Below are 20,160 nucleotides of genomic sequence, written 5' to 3' on the forward strand. Positions count from 1 at the left end.
GTCTCGGATCAGCCCGCTGCCGTGGCCAGTGCCCGCTCCCGCACCCCCTCCAGATGCCGCCCGAACACCTCCCGCGCCTCCGGCGTCAGCGTCCGCAGCGCCATCAGTGCCGTGATGGCGACGTCGCACAGCTCCGCCTGCACGTCGTCCCACGTGTGCGTCACGCCCTTGCGCGGGTTCTGGCCGGTCGCGCCGATGACCGCCTCGGAGACCTCGCCGACCTCCTCGGACAGTTTCAGGATGCGCAGCAGCACGCCCTCGCGGCCCTCGACCGGGCGGTGGGCGTCGAGCCACTCGGACAGGGTGTCGATGACGGCCCACAGGTCGGGCACGGGCGGCGTGTGATCACTCATGGGCGGCAGCCTGCCACGAGGGTCTGACAGTGCCCCCTGCCGCTGCTACTCCAGGTACTCCTCTTCGAACAACGCGTCCTGCTCGCCCTCCTTGGCCCTCCGCAGCCGCCGGGCCCGGGCCCCCACGATCAGCGCCGTCCCCGCCGCCGTCGCCGCGAACGCCGCCGGGATCATCCAGCCCCGGTTCACGGCGTGCCCGAGCGCGTGGTCCAGGGAGAGCCGGCCCGGGCCGGTGACGGCGAGGCCCGCGGCGGTGAGGCCCAGGGTCGCCGCGTACTCGTAGCCGCCGCCCTGGTTGAAGAAGCCGTTCGGCGTGTGCACCGCCGCGGCGCCCGCCATCGCACCGGCCGCCGCGGCCCCGGCCGCCGGTGTGGCGAGGCCCAGGGCCAGCAGCGTGCCGCCGCCGGTCTCGGCGAGGCCCGCCGCCGTCGCGCTCGCCTTGCCGGGGGCGTAGCCGACGGACTCCATGAACTGGCCGGTGCCCTCGATGCCGTGCCCGCCGAACCAGCCGAACAGCTTCTGCGTGCCGTGCGCGGCCAGCACACCGCCCGTCCCCAGCCGGAGCAGCAGCAGGCCCAGATCACGTCGGTCGTAACGCCTCACGTCGTCTCCCGGAGCAGACAGCAGGAACAGAACACTCCCCGTCGCGTTTCCACCGTCGCACCCCTGACACCCCCCGACACCCGGCGGACTCGCCCGGGACGCCGTTCGGGTGGCACCGGTGGCGTGGTCCGGTGGCCGGTACGAGGCTGACTGGCATGACGATTCAGACCACGCGTCTCAGCGACCCGGCCGTCCGCGCCTTCGTGACCGCCGTGAACAACCACGACCGCGAGGCCTTCATGGCGCTTCTCGCACCGGGCGTGACCATGGCGGACGACGGCTCCGACCGCGACCTCGCCGACTGGATCGACCGGGAGATCTTCTCCTCCCACGGCCACCTGGAGGTCGACAACGAGTCCAACGGCGGCCGTGCCCTCATCGCCCGCTACAGCAACGACACCTGGGGCGAGATGCGCACCCGGTGGACCTTCACCGTGGACGACGACGGCCGGATCTCCCGCTTCGAGACCGGACAGGCCTGAAAACCATCCCCGCCAGGGCCTTGTGTTCGCGTGCGCTCCAACTCCTAGCCTCCCGGTCATGGAAACCACACGGCCGCTCGGACGCAGCGGCATCGAGGTGAGCGCCCTCGGCTTCGGCTGCTGGGCGATCGGCGGGGAATGGCAGGACACGGACGGGCAGCCGCTCGGCTGGGGCAAGGTCGACGACGAGGAGTCGGTGCGGGCGGTGCGGCGCGCCCTCGACCTGGGCGTCACCTTCTTCGACACCGCCGACACCTACGGCGCCGGACACAGCGAACGCGTGCTCGGCCGGGCCCTCGGCAAGCGCAGGGCCGAGACGGTCGTCGCCACCAAGTGGGGCAACGTGTTCGACGAGGACACTCGCACCCGCACCGGCGGCGACGCCTCCTCGGCCCACCTGCGCCGCGCCCTGACCGCGTCCCTGGACCGGCTCGGCACCGACTACGTCGATCTCTACCAGTTCCACCTCTCCGACGCGGACACCGAGCAGGCCGCCGTGCTCCGGGACGCGTGCGAGGAGCTGGTCAGCGAGGGGCTGATACGGGCGTACGCCTGGAGCACCGACGACCCGGCACGCGCCGCCGTGTTCGCCGAGGGGCCGCACTGCGCCGCCGTCCAGCACACGCTCAACGTCCTCCAGGACGCCCCCGCGATGATCCGGCTGTGCGAGGAGGCGGGCCTGGCGAGCATCAACCGCAGTCCGCTCGCCATGGGGCTGCTCACCGGCAAACGCCGGGCCCGGCAGCCGTTGGAGGCCGGTGACATCCGCAGCAGGCCCCCGGCCTGGCTCCAGGGGTTCGGTGACGGGTCCGGCGCCGACCCGGAGTGGCTCGCCCGGATCGACGCCGTCAGGGACGTCCTCACCAGTGAGGGCCGCACGCTCGGCCAGGGCGCCCTGGCCTGGTTGTGGGCGCGCAGCCCGCACACGGTTCCCATCCCGGGCTTCCGTTCGGTCGCCCAGGCGGAGGAGAACGCGGCGGCGCTGGAGAAGGGGGCACTGACCGGCGAGCAGCTGGCCGAGGTCGACCGGCTGCTCGGGCGGTGACGGCCACGGCTGCCCGGGCGGTGACCGCCATGGCTCCTCGGCCGGTGACCGCCACGGCTGCCCGGGGCGGCGACCGCCCGGCGCCGGGCGGTGTCCGGGCCCATGCCGAGCAGCCGTGATCCTTGCGGGACCTTGGGCGAGTCTTTGAACGTTCCGTGCACGCCGAGGCGGTTTCACTTCGTAACGTCGCGGGATGTGTGACTCCGCCCGGCTGTCCAGACGTTCCGTACTCGCCCTGGCCGTGGCCGCCCCGGTGGCCGCCCCGGTGGCCGCCCCGCCGGCCGCCGCCGCACCGGCCCGGGCCTCCGGGCCCGTGCTCGGCGGCGACCGCCTCGGCGCCGACGCGGTGCAGGCGGGCAGCACCACCGGACTGCCCGCGCGGCTCACCGCCCGGTCCTGGCTGGTCGCCGACCAGGACAGCGGCGAGGTGCTGGCCGCCTACCGGGCGCACCGGCGGCTGCCGCCCGCGTCCACGCTGAAGATGCTGTTCGCCGACACGGTGCTCGACCGGTTCCCGCCCGGCACCCGGCACACCGTCACCGCCGCCGACCTCGCAGGCATCCCGGCGGGCTCCAGCCTTGTCGGCATCCGGGCCGGGACCACGTACACCGTGGGCCGGCTCTGGCAGGGCGTCTTCCTGCGCTCGGGGAACGACGCCGTGCACGTCCTCGCCCATATGAACGGCGGTGTGGCGAGGACCGTCGCCGACATGCGGGCCAAGGCGCGGGAACTCCAGGCCCTGGACACGCACGTGGTGAGCCCGGACGGCTTCGACCACCCGGGGCAGCTGTCCTCGGCGTACGACCTGACGCTCTTCGCCCGGTACGGACTGCGGGACCCCGGCTTCCGCGCCTACTGCCGCACGAGGACGGCCGACTTCCCGGCCGGGGGCGGCAAGACGTTCCAGATCCAGAACACCGACCGGCTGCTGGGTGGGGCGTGGGGCCTGCGGGCGTATCCGGGGCTGATCGGTGTGAAGAACGGCTACACCACCCACGCCGGCAACACCTTCACCGGCGCCGCCACACGGGCCGGGCGCACCCTGCTCGTCACCGTCATGCACCCCGCCGACAGGGTCGACGCCGTCTACGAGGAGGCCGCCGCCCTGCTCGACTGGGGTTTCGCGCAGAGTGCGTCGGCACGGGCGGTGGGCACGCTGGTCGAGCCGGTGAGCGCGGGGCGCGGGCCGGAGCCGTCACCCGGGCGCGGGAGCGCCGCCGCCGGTACGGTCGCGCGCGGGCCCTCGGCGGGGCGGCTGGTGGAAGGCGCCGGCACCGCGGTCGCGCTCCTGGCGGGCGGGGCCTGGGCGCTGCGCCGGCGCGGGGCGCGTCGGCCCGCGAAGGGACGGCACCGCGAATGACGTCCACCGGCCGTACGGCACCCCGCCTTTGACGCTTGCGGCAGTCGTTCCACGCGCACCGGTGCGTACCCCCGCGGTCCCACGCGGGGTCCACCCCCACCCGGTGCCGTGGAACGACTGCCGCCCCCCTCCTGGATGTGGCCGACGGAAGCTCTCTGCTCCAACTGTGAAGCTTTCGTGTAGGAGATTTGAGCATAAGTGCCCGACCGGCCGCAATGGTGCGGACGTTGGTATTCCGTTTGTGCAGGTTGACGAGTTGACGAATCCCCGTCCCCGGATCAGCCGCGCCCGATGTACGGCATCGCCGTGGCCAGTACGGTCGCGAACTGCACATTCGCCTCCAGCGGCAGCTCCGCCATGTGCCGCACCGTGCGGGCCACGTCGGCGACGTCCATCACCGGCTCCGGGGCGACCTCCCCGTTCGCTTGCAGGGCTCCCGTCTGCATACGGGCCGTCATGTCAGTGGCCGCGTTGCCGATGTCGATCTGCCCGACGGCGATCCGGTACGGCCGCCCGTCCAGCGACAGCGACTTGGTCAGACCGGTCAGCGCGTGCTTGGTCGCGGTGTAGGCCACCGAGTGCGGGCGGGGCGCGTGCGCGGAGATCGAGCCGTTGTTGATGATCCGCCCGCCCTGCGGCTCCTGCTCCTTCATCTGCCGGTACGCCGCCTGCGCACAGAGGAACGCCCCGTTGAGGTTGGTGTCCACCACGTGCCGCCACGCCTCGTAGGGCAGCTCCTCGACCGGCACACCGCCGGGCCCGAACGTGCCCGCGTTGTTGAACAGCAGGTCGACCCGACCGAAGCGCTCGACGGTGGCGGCGAACAGGGCGGCCACGTCCTCGGGCCGTGAGACGTCCGTCCGTACGGCCAGAGTCGCACCCCTGGGCACCAGGGCCGCCGTCTCCTCGAGCGCCTCGGCCCGCCGTCCCGCCAGCGCCACCGACCAGCCGGCACGGAGCAGTTCCACGGCGACCGCCCGGCCGATGCCGGAACCCGCCCCGGTCACCACCGCGATCGCATTTTCCTTGGCATTCATGGGCCCGCAGCGTACGGGAGGCCCCGCCATGCGGAACTCACCCATCCGTCACGCGAGTGCTGTGTACGTGTCAACCAGGTGTCGTCCCCGGCCACTCCAATGCCCCCTGCAGCCATTCGCCAGGGGAGGACCGGATGACACCCGCAGCACACCCGTCCCAGCACGCCCCCGAACTTCGCGCGGCCGCCCGGCACATCGGCCGCCGCCGCTTCCTCACCACCACCGGCGCCGCCGCCGCGCTGGCCTTCGCGACCAACCTGCCGTCCCCGGGAGTCGCGGCCGCCGCCGAACTCGACGCCGCGCGGATCACCGAGAACCCGTTCACGCTGGGCGTCGCCTCCGGCGACCCGCTGCCGGGTTCCGTCATCCTGTGGACCCGCCTCGCACCCGCCCCGTTCCAGGCCGACAGCGGACTGCCCGCCGAACGCGTCACCGTCCACTGGGAGCTCGCCCACGACGAGCGGTTCCGCCGCATCGCCCGGCGCGGCACCGCCACCGCGCACCCCGAGTTCCACCACACCGTCCACGTCGAGGTGGGCCACCTGGACGCCGGACGCGTCTACTACTACCGCTTCCGCACCGGCCGTTGGGTCAGCCCGACCGGCCGCACCCGCACCGCCCCGGACCCCGGCAGCCGCGTCCCGGAACTCACCCTCGCCGCCGTCTCCTGCCAGGCCTACCACGACGGCTACTACACGCCGTACGCCCATCTCGCCGCCGACGACGTCGACCTCGTCCTCCACCTCGGCGACTACCTCTACGAGTACGCCGTCAACTCCGTCGGCGGCCAGCGCAACCACGCCGACCGCACGCTGCCCGACCTGTTCAACCGCGAGACCCTGACCCTGATTGACTACCGCCTGCGGTACGCCCTCTACAAGTCCGACCCCGACCTGAGCGCCGCGCACGCCGCGCACCCCTTCGTCGTCACCTGGGACGACCACGAGACCGAGAACAACTACGCCGACGACATCCCCGAGAACAGCGTCCCGCCGGAGGAGTTCCTGCTGCGCCGCGCCTCCGCCTACCGCGCCTACTGGGAGAATCAGCCGCTGCGGCAGCCGCAGCGCCCTGCCGGACCCGACATGCGGCTCTACCGCCGCCTGCACTGGGGACGGCTGGCCCAGTTCGACGTCCTGGACACCCGCCAGTACCGCTCCGACCAGGCCTACGGCGACAAGGCGCACGTCCCCGGGCCCGAGTCCGACGACCCGGCGCGCACCATGACCGGGGCGACGCAGGAACGGTGGCTGCTCGACGGCTGGCGCTCCTCGCGGGCGCTGTGGAACGTCGTACCGCAGCAGGTGCTGTTCGCCCGGCGGCACATGGACGCCACCTCCCCGTCGCGGGTGTCGATGGACGCCTGGGACGGCTACAGCGCCTCACGCCGGCGTGTCCTCGACGGGGCGAAGGCCGCCGGCGTCGAGAACCTGATGGTGCTCAGCGGCGACGTGCACGCGGCGTACGCCTTCGACATCAAGGACGACTTCGACGACCGGAACTCCGCCACCCTCGGCACCGAGATCGTGGCGACGTCCATCTCCAGCGGCCGGGACGGCGCCGACAAGCCCGCCACCTGGGACACCTACATGTCCGCCAATCCGCACCTGAAGTTCTTCAACGGGCGGCGCGGCTACGTCACGGTCGCCCTGGGGCGGGAGGTGGCGCGGGCCGACTTCAAGACCGTGCCGTACGTGACCCGGCAGGGGGCGCCGGTCACGACGGCCGCGTCCTTCGTGACGGAGGTGGGGGAGCAGGGGCTCAAGCCGGCGTGAGCAGGGCTCAGGCCGGTGTGAGCTCGGCCGTGAGGTCCTCGTCCGGGGTCTCGCCCGGGTAGCGGACGCCGACGCGGTCCCGGATCGCGTCGAGCGTCCGCATCACGGCGAGCGTGCCGTCGAGCGGGACGAGCGGGGACTCGGTCTCACCGGCGCGCACGGCACGCATCACCTCGGACGCCTCGTGACGGAGGCTGTTGCGGGGACCGTCCGCCGGGTCGGCCGTGAACTCCTCGGGGTCACGGCCGTCCCGGTGCAGCACGAAGCGGTCCGGGAAGAAGAAACCGTCCGGAATGTCGATACGGCCCTGGGAGCCGGTGACCGAGGCGGAGGTCGCCGTGCCGCCGACGATGGAGCAGTGCACTGAACCGAGAGCGCCGCTCTCCCAGGAGAGCAGTGCTCCCGTCTGGAGATCGACGCCCTCATCGGAGAGCACCGCTCTCGCCGCGATGTCCGACGGCTCCCCGAGCAGCAGCTGCGCGAACGACACCGGATACACGCCGAGATCGAGCAGCGCGCCCCCGCCCAGCTCCGGGTTCCGCAGCCGGTGCGAGGGCGGGAACGGCCCCGCCAGCCCGAAGTCCGCCTGCACTGTGCGCACTTCACCGATCGCACCGTCGTCGACCAGCGCCTTCAGTCGCCGCACCATCGGGTTGCAGTACATCCACATCGCCTCCATCAGGAAGCGCCCGTGCTCCCGCGCCAGCGCGACGAGTTCCGCCGCCTCGCGCACGTTCAGCGTGAACGGCTTCTCGCACAGCACGTTCCGCCCGGCCGCCAGACACAGACCGGCGGCGGTCCGGTGCGCCGTGTGCGGTGTGGCGACGTAGACGACATCGATGTCCTCGTCCCGGGCGAGCGCGTCCCAGTCGCCGTACGCCCGCGGAATCCCGAACCGCTCCGCGAACGCCTTCGCCGACGCCTCCGACCGGGACGCCACCGCCACGACCTCGGCGTCCGGCAGGTCGATCAGGTCCGCGGTGAACGCGCCCGCGATCCCCCCGGTCGCCAGGATGCCCCACCGCACCGTGTCCGCCGTCATTCCCGCCCCGCCTTCACCTCGTAACCCGAGCAGCCCGTACGAGCTGAGAGCATAGGTGGCGATCGACTCGAAAAGGGAGGGACTCATGCCCGAGGGTGGGGCGTCCATATCGAACACCGCGCAAGGGGCCGCTGCCGGGACGGAGCGGCCCGACCTCACACCGCACCGCCGCACCGGGCTCCTGGTCACCTTCCTCCTCGGCAGCCTGACCGCCGTACCTCCACTGGCGATGGACATGTACCTCCCGGCCCTGCCGGAGGTCACCCGCGCCCTGCACGCGCCCGCCGCGACCGTGCAGCTCACCCTCACCACCTGCCTGGCCGGCATGGCGCTCGGTCAGCTCGTCGTCGGGCCGATGAGCGACCGCTGGGGACGCCGTCGCCCCCTCCTCGCCGGACTCGGCGTCTTCGTCGTCGCCACGGTGCTGTGCGCGCTCGCGCCCACCGTCGAACTCCTCGTCGCCTTCCGGCTGGCGCAGGGCCTCGCGGGCGCCGCCGCGATCGTCATCGCCCGGGCCGTCGTCCGCGACCTCTACGACGGCATGGCCATGGCCCGCTTCTTCTCCACCCTCATGCTGATCTCCGGGGTCGCCCCGATCGTGGCGCCGCTCATCGGCGGGCAGGTCCTGCGCGTGACGGACTGGCGGGGCGTGTTCGTCGTCCTCACGGTCATCGGCATCCTGATCGGGGTCCTGGTCTGGACGAGGCTGCCCGAGACCCTGCCGCCAGCGCAGCGCCACAGCGGCGGCGTCGGCGAGGCCCTGCGCGCGATGCGGGGCCTGCTCGCCGACCGCTCCTTCGCCGGCTACACCCTCACCGGCGGCTTCGCCTTCGCCGCCCTCTTCGCCTACATCTCCGCGTCCCCCTTCGTCATCCAGGAGATCTACGGCGCCTCCCCGCAGACGTTCAGCCTGCTGTTCGGCGTCAACTCGGTCGGACTGGTCCTCGTCGGCCAGATCAACGGCAAGATCCTGGTCGGCCGGGTCAGCCTGGACCGCGTCCTGGGGACCGGTCTGGCCATCGTCATCACGGCCGCGACCGCGCTGCTGCTGATGTCTTTGGGGGTGTTCGGCGAGGTCGGCCTCGCGCCCGTCGCCGTCGCGCTGTTCGTCCTGATGTCCGCGATGGGCATCACCCTGCCCAACACCCAGGCACTCGCCCTGATGCGCACCAAGCACGCCGCCGGCTCGGCCTCCGCCCTGCTCGGCACGTCGTCGTTCCTCATCGGCGCGATCGCGTCCCCGCTCGTCGGCGTCGCCGGGGAGGACACGGCCGTCCCGATGGCCGTCGTCCAACTGGCCGCCGCGCTGGTGGCACTGGTCTGCTTCGTGGGAATGTGCCGACCTTGGAAGACGGACGGGGAGATGGACGGCAAGACGGACGGGAAGACGGACAGCAAGACGGACGGGAAGACGGTCAGCAGGGGCGTGAGCGTGGAGGGAGCAGACAGCTGAGCGCACCAAGACTGCGCCACGGCACGCCGGAACGGGCCGGCCTCGACCCCGGGGAACTGCGTCACCTGGTCCGTGAGGTCCACGTCCTCACCACCGGGCAGCGCCCCTGGGCGCCGGGCGCGGTCCTGGTCGTCGGCCGCGGCCCCGTGATCGCGGTCGAGGAGGCGGTCGGCTGGGCCGTCCGCTACTCGGCCTACGACGAGGACACCGACACCGGTGTGGAACTGCCCGTCGAGGACCGGGTCCCGATGACCGTCGGCACACCCTTCGACCTCGCGTCCCTGACCAAACTGTTCACAGCCGTGGCCACCGTGCAGCAGATCGAGCGCGGCACCCTGGGCATCGACGCGCGGGTGGGGGCGTACCTGCCCGACTTCACGGGGGCCGCCCGGCACGGCATCACCGTACGGCAGCTGCTCACCCACACCTCCGGGCTGCGGCCCGAACTCCCGCTGTACGACTGCGCGGACGACGCCGAGCGGCTGGCCGTGCTGCGGGCGGAGGCGCCGGTCGAGGCCCCGGGCACGTACCGCTACTCCGACCTGAACATGCTGCTCCTCCAGCACCTCCTGGAACGCCTCACCGGCCGCACGCTCGACGTCCTCTTCCGGGACGGCATCACCCGGCCGCTGGGCATGACGGCGACGGAGTTCGGTCCGTGCCCCGGGGCGGCGGCAACCGAGGACCAGCGGCGGCCATGGGCCAAGGCGGACCGGGGGATGCTGCGGGGCGAGGTGCACGACGAGAACGCCTGGGCGCTCGGGGGAGTGGCGGGCCACGCGGGCCTGTTCTCCACGGGCCGTGACCTCGCGGTCTTCTGCCGCACCCTCCTCGCCGGCGGCTCCCACGGCCCCGCCCGCATCCTCGGCCCCGACTTCGTCGAACTCCTCTTCACCCCGCCAGGCCTGGGCTTCTCCCTCGACCAGCCGTGGTTCATGGGCGACCTGGCGGGACGCGGCGCGGCGGGCCACACGGGCTTCACGGGCACGTCCCTCGTCCTCGACCCGGCGACGGACACGTTCCTGATCCTCCTCACCAACGCGGTCCATCCCCGCCGCCGCCATCCGGACAGCGCGCCGAGGGCAGCGGCGGGGTCGCGGGTGGCGCGGGCGGTGCGGGGGAGGTGAGAGGGGGAGCGCTGCGTGCCGGACGGATGGCGGACAGTACGTTGAATCCAGCGGCATCGAGATCGTGGACGGCACCCGGGAAAGTGCAGGAGCATGCGCAGGTAGAGGGTGTAGGAACCGTTGCGGGTGGTTCGAGCGTTTTGGCTTCATGGCAGGGGTGGTGTTTCTACGCTTGGTTGCTTCGGAGCCGCATCGAAGAGGGGGAGCACGTGGGTGCTGAGGTTGTGCAGTTGGTGGAGCAGGCGGGCCCGTATCTGACGGCTGCGGTGGGGGCGTACGGGGCGGCGGTGCTGACGCGGGCGCAGGATGTTGCCGCTGATGCCACGGTGGGTCTCGGGCAGCGGATTCTCCAACTGGTCTGGAGGCATCGTGACGAGGCGGGCCGGGCCGAGTTGGAGCGCGTGGTGGAAGAGGCCGCCGACGAACAGGACGACACCTACTCCGCAGCGGTGCTGAGCAGGCTCCTCAGGCGCGCGTTGGAGAAGGATCCCGGACTGCGGGAGGAGTTGTCGGCCCTGCTGCCCGCCCCGGCCGCGGGCACGGTCACCATCACGGCGTCCGGTGAGCGGTCGATCGCCGCTCAGCACATCGGCACCGCGATCACCGGTGACGGTCACATCCCGCCACGGCCGTGACGACGGACGACGCCACAGCTGGGCTGCAGATCGAGGCTGGTGGTGAACGGGCGATCGGGGCCCAGCGCATCAGAGACGCCTACACCGGCGATCTGAACGTCCTGCCGGCCGAAGCGTTACACGCGCCCGACAAGGTCACCGCGGCCCCGGGCACCTCGAACCTGCCCCCGGCCTCTCTCTGCCTGGGCCGGGATGAAGAGCTGAGCCGGCTGCGCCGTGTCCTGACGGGTCGGGGGGAGGGAGCGATCACGCAGGGCGGGGCGGTGCACGGGCTGGGTGGGGTCGGCAAGAGCACGCTCGCCCTGCGCTACGCCCACCGCCACCGCGGCGACTACACCCTGATCTGGTGGATCAACGCCGCGTCCCCCGACGAGATCGAGACCTCCCTCACCGAGCTCACCAAGGCACTGGTCCCCGACTGGGCGGCCTCGGCCGAGCGCGGGGCACAGGTGTCGTGGGCGAGGCAGTGGCTGGCCTGGCACCGGGGATGGCTGCTGATCTACGACAACGTCGAGGACCCCGCCGACCTCGCCCCCTACACCGGCGCACTGCACCAGGGCCACCACCTGGCCACCAGCCGCCGCACCACCGGCTGGCCCGACAGCACCGCCACACTCTGCCTTGGCAGTCTCGGCGCCGACGACGCCACCACTCTGCTGTGCAATCTGGTGTTCAGGGAAATCCCGCCCACACCACAGCAGCAACTGACCGCCCGCGCGCTCGTGGCGGATCTGGGGTGCCTGCCGCTGGCGATCAAACAGGCCGGCGCCTACCTCGCCCAGAACCGAGGGATCAGCCTGGACGCCTATCGGCGCCGTCTGGGCACCAAGCTCGACAAGACCGCCCACGGCATCGACGCCGAACGCACCATCACCCACGTTTGGAACGTCACCCTCCAGACCTTGGAGGCCAAGCATCCGCTGGCCGTGGAGGTGCTGCACACCGCCGCCTGGCTCGCCCCCGACGACATCCCCCACGCCCTGCTCACTCCGGCCGACGCCGACCCGGACGACATCGCGGAAGCCATCGGCACCCTCGCCGCCTACAGCATGGTCACCGACACCGGCACCGCTGTCACCGTGCACCGCCTGGTCCAGACCGTCCTGCGCACTGCCCAACCCGCAGACCACACCCAGCCACCTCGACACCTGCAAGGACGCGACCGCGCCGAACAAGCAGTCCTCCACCAACTGACCCCGCTCCCAGGGCAGGACACCACCGACAGCCAGTGGGACACCCACACCCCCCACCTGGTCACCCTCGCCGCCACCACCCCACCCGGACATCACGACGCCCGCCTGACCGACGCGTATGTCATGGCAGCTAATCGTCTCCACCGTCAAAGCCACACAGCCCGCACCATTCCCCTGCTGGAGGCCACCCTCGCCCAGCGCGAGGAGGCCTTGGGTGAGATCCACCCCGACACCCTGACCAGTCGCAACAACCTCGCTACCGCCTACCAGGTGGTGGGGGACTTGGGGCGGGCCATCCCCCTGTACGAGGTCACCCTCGCCCAGAGCGAGCAGGTTCTGGGTGACACTCACCCCGACACGCTGACCAGTCGCAACAACCTTGCCTACGCCTACCAGGCGGTGGGGGACCTGGGGCGGGCCATCCCCCTGCACGAGGTCACCCTCGCCCAGAGCGAGCAGGTTCTGGGTGACACTCACCCCGACACGCTGACCAGTCGCAACAACCTTGCCTACGCCTACCGAGCGGTGGGGGACCTGGAGCGGGCCATCCCCCTGTACGAGGTCACCCTCGGCCAGCGCGAGCAGGCCTTGGGTGACACTCACCCGGACACCCTGACCAGTCGCAACAACCTTGCCTACGCCTACCGAGCGGTGGGGGACCTGGAGCGGGCCACGCTCCTGTTCGAGACCACCCTCGCCCAGCGCGAGCGGGTCCTGGGCGACACCCACCCCCAGACCCTGACCAGTCGCAACAACCTAGCCAGCGCCTACCACGGGGTGGGGGACCTGGAGCGGGCCATCCCCCTGTTCGAGACCACCCTCGCCCAACGTGAGCAGGTTCTGGGCGACACTCACCCCGACACCTTGACCAGTCGCAACAACCTTGCCTACGCCTACCACGGGGTGGGGGACCTGGAGCGGGCCATCCCCCTGTTCGAGACCACCCTCGCCCAGCGCGAGCAGGTTCTGGGCGACACTCACCCCGACACCCTGAGCAGTCGCAACAACCTTGCCTACGCCTACCACGGGGTGGGGGACCTGGAGCGGGCCATCCCCCTGTTCGAGACCACCCTCGCCCAATACGAGCAGGTCCTGGGCGACACCCACCCCGACACCTTGACCAGTCGCAACAACCTCGCCAGCGCCCGGAAAGCCGCGGCAGCCGGCTGACCGCAAGAAGCCGCAGCGCCTCAACCACCCCCACCCCGCTCCCGCACCGCGATCCGCGCCAGCTTCGTCAGCATCATGCCGTTGCGGACCGCGACGACGTAATCCACGGGGAGTCCGTGCATCCGGGTGCAGGGCCTCCGGAGGGGGTGCCAGTCGAGGGTGAAGAGGGTGTGCTCGCCCCAGGGGAGCAGCCTCATGGCGATGCGGGCCGCGCCGAAGGGGTCCGCTTTCGCCTCCAGTTCCAGGCGGTGGGGCGGTTCGCAGACGCGGACGACGCAGGTGTCGTCGAGGGTGAGGGAGCCGGCGCCGACGCGGACGCTCCTGGACAGCCGTGAGCTCGACGCGAGGACTTCGAGAACTTGGGTTCCAGCGTCATGCCGACCGCCCCACGTGCACAGTCCGACCGGTCCGGACGGGTGAGTCCCCGGGCCCGGGGCCTCGTAGAATCGCCGCGTGAACGCCCCCGCACCCCCGGCCGAAACCCTCCGCGCCGCCCTCGCCGGTCTGCTCGACGGGCTGCCGCCCCGGCAGGCCGCGCAGGCGGTCGAGCGGCTGATCGCCAGCTACCGCGGGGCCACCCCGACCGACGCGCCGATCCTGCGGGACCGGGCGGATGTGGCCGCCTACGCCGCCTACCGGATGCCCGCGACCTTCGAGGCCGTGCGGTCGGCGCTGGAGGCGTTCGCCGAGGCCGCGCCCGCGTGGGTGCCCGGATCGCACACCGACGTCGGTGGCGGAACCGGTGCCGCCGCCTGGGCCGTGAGCGCGACCTGGGGCGGGGAGCGGCCTGTCACCGTGCTGGACTGGGCCGAGCCCGCGCTCGCCCTGGGGCGGGAGATCGCCGCGGCCGACCCGGCCCTGCGGGACGTACGGTGGCAGCGCTCTCGGATCGGAGCGGCGCTCACCCTGGAGAGCACTGATCTCGTCACCGTCTCCTACGTCCTCAACGAGCTGACCGCCCCGGACCGCATCGCCCTCGTCGACGCCGCCGCGACCGCGGCCCAGGCTGTGGTGATCGTCGAGCCCGGCACCCCCGATGGCTACGCCCGCGTCATCGAGGCCCGCGACCGGCTGGTCGGCGCCGGTTTCCACGTCGCCGCGCCCTGCCCGCACAGTGCCGCCTGCCCCATCGCCCCGGGCACGGACTGGTGCCACTTCTCCGCCCGGGTCAGCCGTTCCTCCCTGCACCGCCAGGTCAAGGGCGGCTCCCTCCCCTACGAGGACGAGAAGTTCAGCTACGTCGCCGCCGCCCGGTTCTCCGTGACCCCGGCACCCTCCCGTGTCGTGCGGCGCCCGCAGATCCGCAAGGGCCAGGTCCTCCTCGACCTGTGCCAGACCGAGCCGTCCCTGCACCGGACCACCGTCACCAAACGCCACGGCGACCTGTACAAGGCGGCCCGGGACGCGGACTGGGGCGACGCCTGGCCTCCGGCGCCCTGACCGGAGCCGGTCATCCTTGACCGGCCCAACGGGACAACGCCTCCTCCGCCGACGCCCGGTCGGCGGGGGACAGGTCGGCGATGTCGGCGCCGTGATTGCCGCCCGGTACCCACAGAACCTGTGAGTCGGCCCCGCCCGGCTGGAAGTGCTCGGCCACGGAGGGGTCCTGGGTGCCGTAGACGAACAGCAGCCGGCTGCCGCGGCGGCGGACCCAGCGGTCGATGTCCGGCATGGCCTCCGGGTCGAAGCGCATCGGGATGTCCCTCGGGACAAAACTGCGTGCCTCGATGGCGTCCGGGTGCCGCAACAGATCCGCCAGGTGGGCCGTGGGGACGCTGCCGTACCCCAGCTGCGTGCCGATCTGGTACCAGTACGGGACGTAGTGCTGCGCCGTCCTGTCGGCGTACAGGGACAGGCCGGCGGTGTCGTCGAGCCACGCGTACAGCTCGTCGGCCCTCGCCTCCGGGCCCGGAAGCGCGGCGATGTCGGCCGCTGTCCCGCGCTGCCAGAACATGAACGGTGCGCGCAGCACGGCGATTTCGAGCGCCTTGTCGGCGCCGCCGACGATGCGGAAGGTGTCGCCGGCGGCAGCAGCCCAGGCCTCGTAGCGGGCGACCATGTCCGCCCGGTTCAGCAGGATGCGCCGCTGGACGGCCTCGATGGCCTCGCGGGCGGCGGGGGTGCCGACCGTCCCCAGGAAGCGGACGTAGGCGGAGTCCTCGCGGTCGTCGACGTTGTTCGGGGCTCCGTAGACCACCGTGCCGTCCACGTCGTGGGGATGGAAGCGGCGGTGGTAGACGCTCGCCATACCGCCCTTGCTGCCACCGGTGGAGACCCACGCGCCGGAGTAGAGCCGGCGGAAGAGCCGGACGACGCGGTGGTGGTCGTCGGCGGCCTGGCGGATCGTGAGGTGCGCGTAGCCGGGGCCGGCCGGGCGTGAGGTGCCGAAGTAGCGGTGTTCGACCTGGAGTTGGTTGCCGCCCAGCAGGACCGTCGCTTCCGTGCGCCGGGGTGCGAGCACCGCTTGGTAGCCCGTGCTGAACAGCACGGTGGGCCGGTCGGCGGCGGTGTGCAGCAGCGTGAGGCGCTGCTCGAAGGCGCCGGCCGCGGGGTTCGTGTGGTCGACCGGCTGGCGCAGGCCCAGGACGAAGTGCCGGTAGCCCGGTTCGGCGTCCTGCCGCTCCTCGATCAGCCGCAGTCCGGGCAGTGCCCGCAGCGCGTCCGCGATGTCGCCGGTGCCGGGACGGGCCGCTCCGGCCGCCGCCCGCGCGGGCAGGGCCGCCGTCGCGGCGAGGCCCGCCGCCGAGACGGCCGTCGCCGCCGAGGTGAGCAGTCGTCGTCTCGTCCACACGCGCATCGTGAGTCCTCCCGGGTGTCCGTCGGTCGCGGTTGCTCGGCCGCGGTTCGTCTGCCGCGGTTGCTCGGCCGCTTCAGTACATCCGCCGGACGTCCCGGGAGGATCCCGCGCGCGAGGGGACCGTCTCCCCCGGGCGGGGGAGGCTCACGACGATGTGTCGGTCGTACGGTCCTCCTGTCGTGCCTGCTGCTGTCGTTTCTCCTGAAGCTTGCGCAGCAACTCGCGCTTCTGCGCCTGGGGATCGAGGCCGCCGCCGATCCGGCTGCCCCGGCCGCCGCCGCGCAGTGCCTTGCGGCCGAGCTTCTGACGCGATCCGCCGACACCCAGCAGGTTTCCGGCTCCGCCTCGGGTCATGTGGGGCTCCTTTTCCATTCCTCTTCCGCGACGAGACGGTTCGTCTCGTGCATGGTGCTCCACTGTCCGCGAGACGCTCCGTCTTGTCAACCTGATAAATTCGAGCCATGGCCGCACACAAGTCCGCACAGTCCGCCCCCGGAAAGCCCGCCCCCGACGCCTCCCGGCGCAGCGAGAAGTCCCGTCGCGCCATCTACGACGCCGCCCTCGCGCTCGTCGTGGAAGTCGGTTATCCGAAGACCACCATCGAGGGCATCGCCGCCCGCGCCGGCGTCGGGAAGCAGACGATCTACCGCTGGTGGCCGTCGAAGGCGGATGTGCTGATGGAGGCGTTCCTGGACCTGGGTGAGCAGTCCCTGCGGGAAGCGGGACCGGAGCCGTACGCCTTCCCCGACACCGGCGACCTCGCCGCCGACGTCAAGGGTGTCCTGCGCGCCACCGTCGACCAGTTGCGCGACCCGAGGTTCGAGGCGCCGTCCCGCGCGCTGGCCGCCGAGGGCGTCGTCAACGAGCAACTCGGGCGCGAACTCGTCGCCAAGCTGATGCAGCCCTCACTCGACCTCTACATCGGCCGGCTGCGCGCCGCCCAGGAGGCCGGGCAGGTGCGGCCCGACATCGACCCGCGCATCGCCCTGGAGTTCTTCATCTCCCCGCTGGCCCAGCGTTGGCTCCAGCACACGGGCCCGATCTCCTACGAGTACACCGACACCCTCGTCGACTACGCCCTTCACGGCCTCGCGCCGCGCTGAGGACCCTGCCGGGCGGCCCGCGCGAGGCGTCCCGGCGCGTCCGTGATCACCCCGTCGCAGCCCAGCGCCAGCACCCGGTCCCGCTGCGCGTCCGTCACCACCGTGTGCGCCCACACCCGCCGGATCCCCGACCGCACCGCCCGCACGAGATCCGCGTCACGCGCCCGGTGGTCCACGTCCAGCAGGTCCACGTACGACCGCCAGCGCTCCGGGCGGTCCGTGCGCAGCTGCCGCGCCGAGCGCCACAACTGCGTGAGCAGGCCCAGGCGGTGGACGCGCCGGGCCACCTCGGGGTCGTTGGAGTTCACGAACACCGAGCGGGTCAGGCCCCGGGCCCGGATCAGCCCGGCCAGCCGGTCCAGGCTCCGCGGGTCCTTCGCCTCCAGCATCAGCACGATCCGCCCGCCGAAACGATCCAGTACCTCGGCGACGGTCGGCGGCCGTTCCGAGCGCCAGCTGCCGGGCAGCGCGTCCTTCGGGCGCAGCCGGACGCCCTGCCACTCCCGGGCGTCGAGGCCGCGCACCTCGCCGCCCAGGTAGGTGGTGCGGTTCAGGGTCTCGTCGTGGAACACCACGGGCGTCCCGTCGCGCAGCAGCCGCGTGTCGAAGTCCAGCACCTGCGCCGTACCGCGCTCGTAGGCGGCCGCCAGCCCCGTCATGCTGTTCTCGGGAACCTCGCGGGCGCCGCCGCGGTGGGCGACGTACGTGATCCGGGGGAGCGCCGCCACGGTCAGCGGGCCGGTGCCCCACTCCAGCGGGCGGATGCCCGCCGGTCCCGTCAGGGTCAGCGAGACCACCGAAACCGCGGAGGCGAGGCCCGTCAGCGCGATCCTTGTGACCATGGCGACCACGGTAGGGCGCCATGTCAGGGCAAAGCGGGCAATGACACCCGATCAGGGTGCGGAGTACCTCTCGCCCTACGGGCATATGACTCGCCCCACCGGTACCCGTCTCGCCCCACCGGTACCCGTCTCGACCCACAGGTACCCGTCTCGACCCTCCTGCCCCGGATGTGGGCACTGGCCCCCCGGCGCGCGGCAAGATGGGACCATAAGGCATGCTGTTCCGCACGACAGCGAGGCGAGGGGATAGATGAGCGCGGAGTACGGCGGCAGGACCGGCCTACAGGGCAAACTCACCCAGTGGCTGCGCGCCGGGCGCCGGCCCAAGGAGACCGCCGGTGACGGCGGCCGGGAGGCCCTGCTGCTCGCCGCCGCCGGAGCGGGGCTGCCGCTCGCGCCCGCCGCCCACCCGGCCGGATACCGCTGCTCCTGCGAACGTGTCGGCTGTCCCACCCCGGCCCGGCACCCGGTGTCCTTCGCCTGGCAGACGCAGTCGACCACCGACCGCGCCCAGATCGAACGCTGGGCCCGCCACCAGCCGCAGGCCAACTTCATCACCGCGACCGGCATGGTGCACGACGTCCTCGACGTGCCCCTGGATGCCGGTCGCAGTGCGTTGGAGCGGCTGCTCGCCGCCGGTGTCGAGGTCGGGCCCGTCGCCGAGAGCGACGACGGACGCATGCTGTTCTTCACCCTCACGCGCGGGACGCCCGAGGACGAGGACGAGTGGTGGCCGTGCGAACTGGACTGCCACCCCGAGACGATGGACGAGCACCCCGGGCTGCGGTGGCACTGCCGCGGCTCCTACGTCCTCGTACCGCCGGCGCGGCTGCCCGGTGAGGACCAGACGGTGCACTGGGTGCGCGGGCCCGAGCATCCGCTGCCGGATCCGCTGAGCCTGCTGGAGACGCTGACCGAGGCCTGTGCCCGGTACGTCGGTGAGGACGCCGACCACGCCGGGGCGGCCTGGCCGCTGCGGCACTGAGCCGACCGGCGCTGTTCCGGTTCCGTCTCCGTCAGTTCTTCCTTTACGGTCTCCGTCCGCTCTTCCGTCCGCTTTTACGAGCCCTCCGCCGACGTCATTCCCTGGATCCGGCCGAGGATCGTCACCTGTCCGCTGCCGCTGCCCTTCGGCGGGTCCAGGGCCACCTCGTTGGAGACGAACTCCATCAGGAGGGACTGCTTGACCTCGCCGTCCGTCAGCGCGAGGACGTCCTTGTTGGGGATGGGGAACGTCGTGCCCGCGTAGGCCGTCTGCTTCTCGTAGTGCCGTGTCGTGAAGAACACCAGTGCGCCGCCGTCCGCCGTGCGCAGGGCGAGGGGCTGGTAGTCGCCGTTCGTCAGCGGCTCGTCGATGTACTGGGTGACCAGGCCCGGTTTCTTGGCGTTCTTCGCTCGCAGGGCGCGCCACTGGCTGGTGTGGGAGCCGTCGGCGAAGGTGTCTCCGCCGTTCTTGAGATAGGTCGTGTAGTTCTGGCTCAGGTCCCGGGGGGCGGCGGCCAGGCCGGTCGAGTTCACGGGGACGGACTCGGCCCAGCCGTCCGCGTCCTTCTTGAACTGCGGGACCTTGCCCGGTGCGACGAGGGTGAGATACGCGACCTGGAAGGGGTCGTCCAGGCTGCTGCGGGTGAACACGAGCAGCCAGCGGGCGGCGCCGCCCTTGTTGCCGGCCGCGTCGACGAGGAACCAGCGGGGCCAGCCGGCCTTCTTGGGGATCGTGTACTTCGCGTCCGTCAGCTTCAGGGGCGTGTGGTTCGGGTTGCCGTCCGGGTTGTTCGTCTTGCCGGCCTTCAGGCGCGCCGAGTCGATGTCGGCCAGGGCGCCGGTGGTGTGGTCGGCGTCCAGGGAGGCGTCGTAGGCCTTGTCGGCCTCGTTGTACGCGGTCGTGAACTCCTGGAGGGCCTTGGCGGCTTCGGCGCGGGTGGTGGACGGGAGGATCTCCCGTTCGCCGTGCACCACGACGCATCCGCTCGCCGTCAACGACAAAGCGGTCACCGAGGCTGCTATGAGGGCGCTCCGGGCGGGCCTGCGGAGCGTTCGAGGGTCGCGATCCCTGCTCATCGGGTTCCTTCACCTTCCCCTTTCCGGAGGCGAACCCTACCGGGTGCCTCCGGCGGTTGGGCGGGGGGTCTGCGCCTGCGGC

19 protein-coding genes and 1 pseudogene are annotated in these 20,160 nt (G+C 72.1%); 11 read left to right on the forward strand and 9 right to left on the reverse strand.

Features of this window, described 5'->3' with window-relative positions; genetic code table 11:
• Positions 1 to 8: 8 nt before the first annotated feature.
• Both ABZ192_RS11535 and ABZ192_RS11540 read right to left on the reverse strand, forming a co-directional pair.
• On the reverse strand, positions 9 to 353 hold the full coding sequence (locus tag ABZ192_RS11535) for a MazG-like family protein (protein ID WP_356924291.1): 345 nt from the start codon (positions 351 to 353) through the stop codon (positions 9 to 11).
• A 45-nt stretch (positions 354 to 398) separates the two neighbouring features.
• Positions 399 to 956: a DoxX family protein gene (locus ABZ192_RS11540; RefSeq protein ID WP_356924292.1), complete on the reverse strand. Its 558-nt coding sequence runs from the start codon at positions 954 to 956 to the stop codon at positions 399 to 401.
• A 155-nt stretch (positions 957 to 1,111) separates the two neighbouring features.
• Here ABZ192_RS11540 and ABZ192_RS11545 point away from each other — a divergent pair, with 155 nt between their 5' ends.
• The 3 genes from ABZ192_RS11545 (at position 1,112) to ABZ192_RS11555 (ending at position 3,843) form a co-directional block, all read left to right on the forward strand.
• A complete protein-coding gene (locus ABZ192_RS11545; protein ID WP_356924293.1) occupies positions 1,112 to 1,438 on the forward strand; it encodes a nuclear transport factor 2 family protein in 327 nt (108 codons plus the stop codon).
• A 58-nt stretch (positions 1,439 to 1,496) separates the two neighbouring features.
• On the forward strand, positions 1,497 to 2,483 hold the full coding sequence (locus tag ABZ192_RS11550; RefSeq protein ID WP_356924294.1) for an aldo/keto reductase: 987 nt from the start codon (positions 1,497 to 1,499) through the stop codon (positions 2,481 to 2,483).
• Between the two features lie 193 nt (positions 2,484 to 2,676).
• Positions 2,677 to 3,843 (forward strand): serine hydrolase, encoded by a 1,167-nt coding sequence (locus ABZ192_RS11555; RefSeq protein ID WP_356924295.1) that lies wholly within the window; start codon positions 2,677 to 2,679, stop codon positions 3,841 to 3,843.
• Positions 3,844 to 4,121: 278 nt separating this feature from the next.
• Here the strand turns inward: ABZ192_RS11555 and ABZ192_RS11560 are convergent, their stop codons facing one another.
• On the reverse strand, positions 4,122 to 4,880 hold the full coding sequence (locus ABZ192_RS11560) for an SDR family oxidoreductase (RefSeq protein ID WP_356924296.1): 759 nt from the start codon (positions 4,878 to 4,880) through the stop codon (positions 4,122 to 4,124).
• 134 nt (positions 4,881 to 5,014) lie between these two features.
• Here ABZ192_RS11560 and ABZ192_RS11565 point away from each other — a divergent pair, with 134 nt between their 5' ends.
• Positions 5,015 to 6,655, forward strand: a complete 1,641-nt coding sequence (locus tag ABZ192_RS11565; protein ID WP_356924297.1) for an alkaline phosphatase D family protein — start codon at positions 5,015 to 5,017, stop codon at positions 6,653 to 6,655.
• Between the two features lie 7 nt (positions 6,656 to 6,662).
• Here ABZ192_RS11565 and ABZ192_RS11570 read toward each other — a convergent pair whose 3' ends face one another.
• The gene (locus ABZ192_RS11570) at positions 6,663 to 7,697 is read right to left on the reverse strand and encodes a Gfo/Idh/MocA family oxidoreductase (RefSeq protein WP_356924298.1); all 1,035 of its coding nucleotides are present in this window, start codon (positions 7,695 to 7,697) and stop codon (positions 6,663 to 6,665) included.
• Between the two features lie 85 nt (positions 7,698 to 7,782).
• Here ABZ192_RS11570 and ABZ192_RS11575 point away from each other — a divergent pair, with 85 nt between their 5' ends.
• The 4 genes from ABZ192_RS11575 (at position 7,783) to ABZ192_RS11590 (ending at position 13,275) form a co-directional block, all read left to right on the forward strand.
• The gene (locus tag ABZ192_RS11575; protein WP_356924299.1) at positions 7,783 to 9,150 is read left to right on the forward strand and encodes a multidrug effflux MFS transporter; all 1,368 of its coding nucleotides are present in this window, start codon (positions 7,783 to 7,785) and stop codon (positions 9,148 to 9,150) included.
• The gene (locus ABZ192_RS11580; RefSeq protein ID WP_356924429.1) at positions 9,147 to 10,277 is read left to right on the forward strand and encodes a serine hydrolase domain-containing protein; all 1,131 of its coding nucleotides are present in this window, start codon (positions 9,147 to 9,149) and stop codon (positions 10,275 to 10,277) included. Before ABZ192_RS11575 ends, ABZ192_RS11580 begins: the two co-directional genes overlap by 4 nt.
• 209 nt (positions 10,278 to 10,486) lie before the next feature.
• Entirely contained in the window at positions 10,487 to 10,912 is a 426-nt protein-coding gene (locus tag ABZ192_RS11585) for a hypothetical protein (RefSeq protein WP_356924300.1), read from the forward strand.
• Positions 10,909 to 13,275, forward strand: a complete 2,367-nt coding sequence (locus tag ABZ192_RS11590; RefSeq protein WP_356924301.1) for a tetratricopeptide repeat protein — start codon at positions 10,909 to 10,911, stop codon at positions 13,273 to 13,275. The genes ABZ192_RS11585 and ABZ192_RS11590 overlap by 4 nt, the downstream gene beginning before the upstream one ends.
• Before the next feature lie 20 nt (positions 13,276 to 13,295).
• On the opposite strand, the pseudogene ABZ192_RS11595 reads toward ABZ192_RS11590, so the two are convergent.
• Positions 13,296 to 13,592, reverse strand: a pseudogene (locus ABZ192_RS11595) (SRPBCC family protein); the annotation flags it as partial.
• Between the two features lie 136 nt (positions 13,593 to 13,728).
• Between ABZ192_RS11595 and ABZ192_RS11600 the strand changes: the two are divergent.
• A complete protein-coding gene (locus ABZ192_RS11600) occupies positions 13,729 to 14,715 on the forward strand; it encodes a small ribosomal subunit Rsm22 family protein (RefSeq protein WP_356924302.1) in 987 nt (328 codons plus the stop codon).
• A 10-nt stretch (positions 14,716 to 14,725) separates the two neighbouring features.
• On the opposite strand, the gene ABZ192_RS11605 is transcribed toward ABZ192_RS11600, so the two are convergent.
• Both ABZ192_RS11605 and ABZ192_RS11610 read right to left on the reverse strand, forming a co-directional pair.
• Positions 14,726 to 16,072 (reverse strand): S28 family serine protease, encoded by a 1,347-nt coding sequence (locus ABZ192_RS11605; RefSeq protein ID WP_356924303.1) that lies wholly within the window; start codon positions 16,070 to 16,072, stop codon positions 14,726 to 14,728.
• A gap of 144 nt (positions 16,073 to 16,216) precedes the next feature.
• Entirely contained in the window at positions 16,217 to 16,426 is a 210-nt protein-coding gene (locus ABZ192_RS11610) for a DUF6243 family protein (RefSeq protein ID WP_356924304.1), read from the reverse strand.
• A 107-nt stretch (positions 16,427 to 16,533) separates the two neighbouring features.
• Here ABZ192_RS11610 and ABZ192_RS11615 point away from each other — a divergent pair, with 107 nt between their 5' ends.
• On the forward strand, positions 16,534 to 17,175 hold the full coding sequence (locus ABZ192_RS11615) for a TetR/AcrR family transcriptional regulator (RefSeq protein WP_356924305.1): 642 nt from the start codon (positions 16,534 to 16,536) through the stop codon (positions 17,173 to 17,175).
• Here the strand turns inward: ABZ192_RS11615 and ABZ192_RS11620 are convergent.
• Positions 17,154 to 18,017: a glycerophosphodiester phosphodiesterase gene (locus ABZ192_RS11620; protein WP_356924306.1), complete on the reverse strand. Its 864-nt coding sequence runs from the start codon at positions 18,015 to 18,017 to the stop codon at positions 17,154 to 17,156. The two genes, ABZ192_RS11615 and ABZ192_RS11620, sit on opposite strands and share 22 nt — an antisense overlap.
• A gap of 250 nt (positions 18,018 to 18,267) precedes the next feature.
• On the opposite strand from ABZ192_RS11620, the gene ABZ192_RS11625 reads away from it, so the two are divergent.
• Positions 18,268 to 19,002 carry a bifunctional DNA primase/polymerase gene (locus tag ABZ192_RS11625; protein WP_356924307.1) on the forward strand — a complete coding sequence of 245 codons (735 nt, stop codon included), beginning with the start codon at positions 18,268 to 18,270 and terminating at the stop codon, positions 19,000 to 19,002.
• Between the two features lie 74 nt (positions 19,003 to 19,076).
• Here ABZ192_RS11625 and ABZ192_RS11630 read toward each other — a convergent pair whose 3' ends face one another.
• Entirely contained in the window at positions 19,077 to 20,078 is a 1,002-nt protein-coding gene (locus ABZ192_RS11630) for a hypothetical protein (protein ID WP_356924308.1), read from the reverse strand.
• Between the last annotated feature and the right edge of the window lie 82 nt (positions 20,079 to 20,160).

Origin of the sequence: Streptomyces sp. NPDC006235, assembly GCF_040613735.1 — a bacterium.
Taxonomy (GTDB): Bacteria; Actinomycetota; Actinomycetes; order Streptomycetales; family Streptomycetaceae; genus Streptomyces.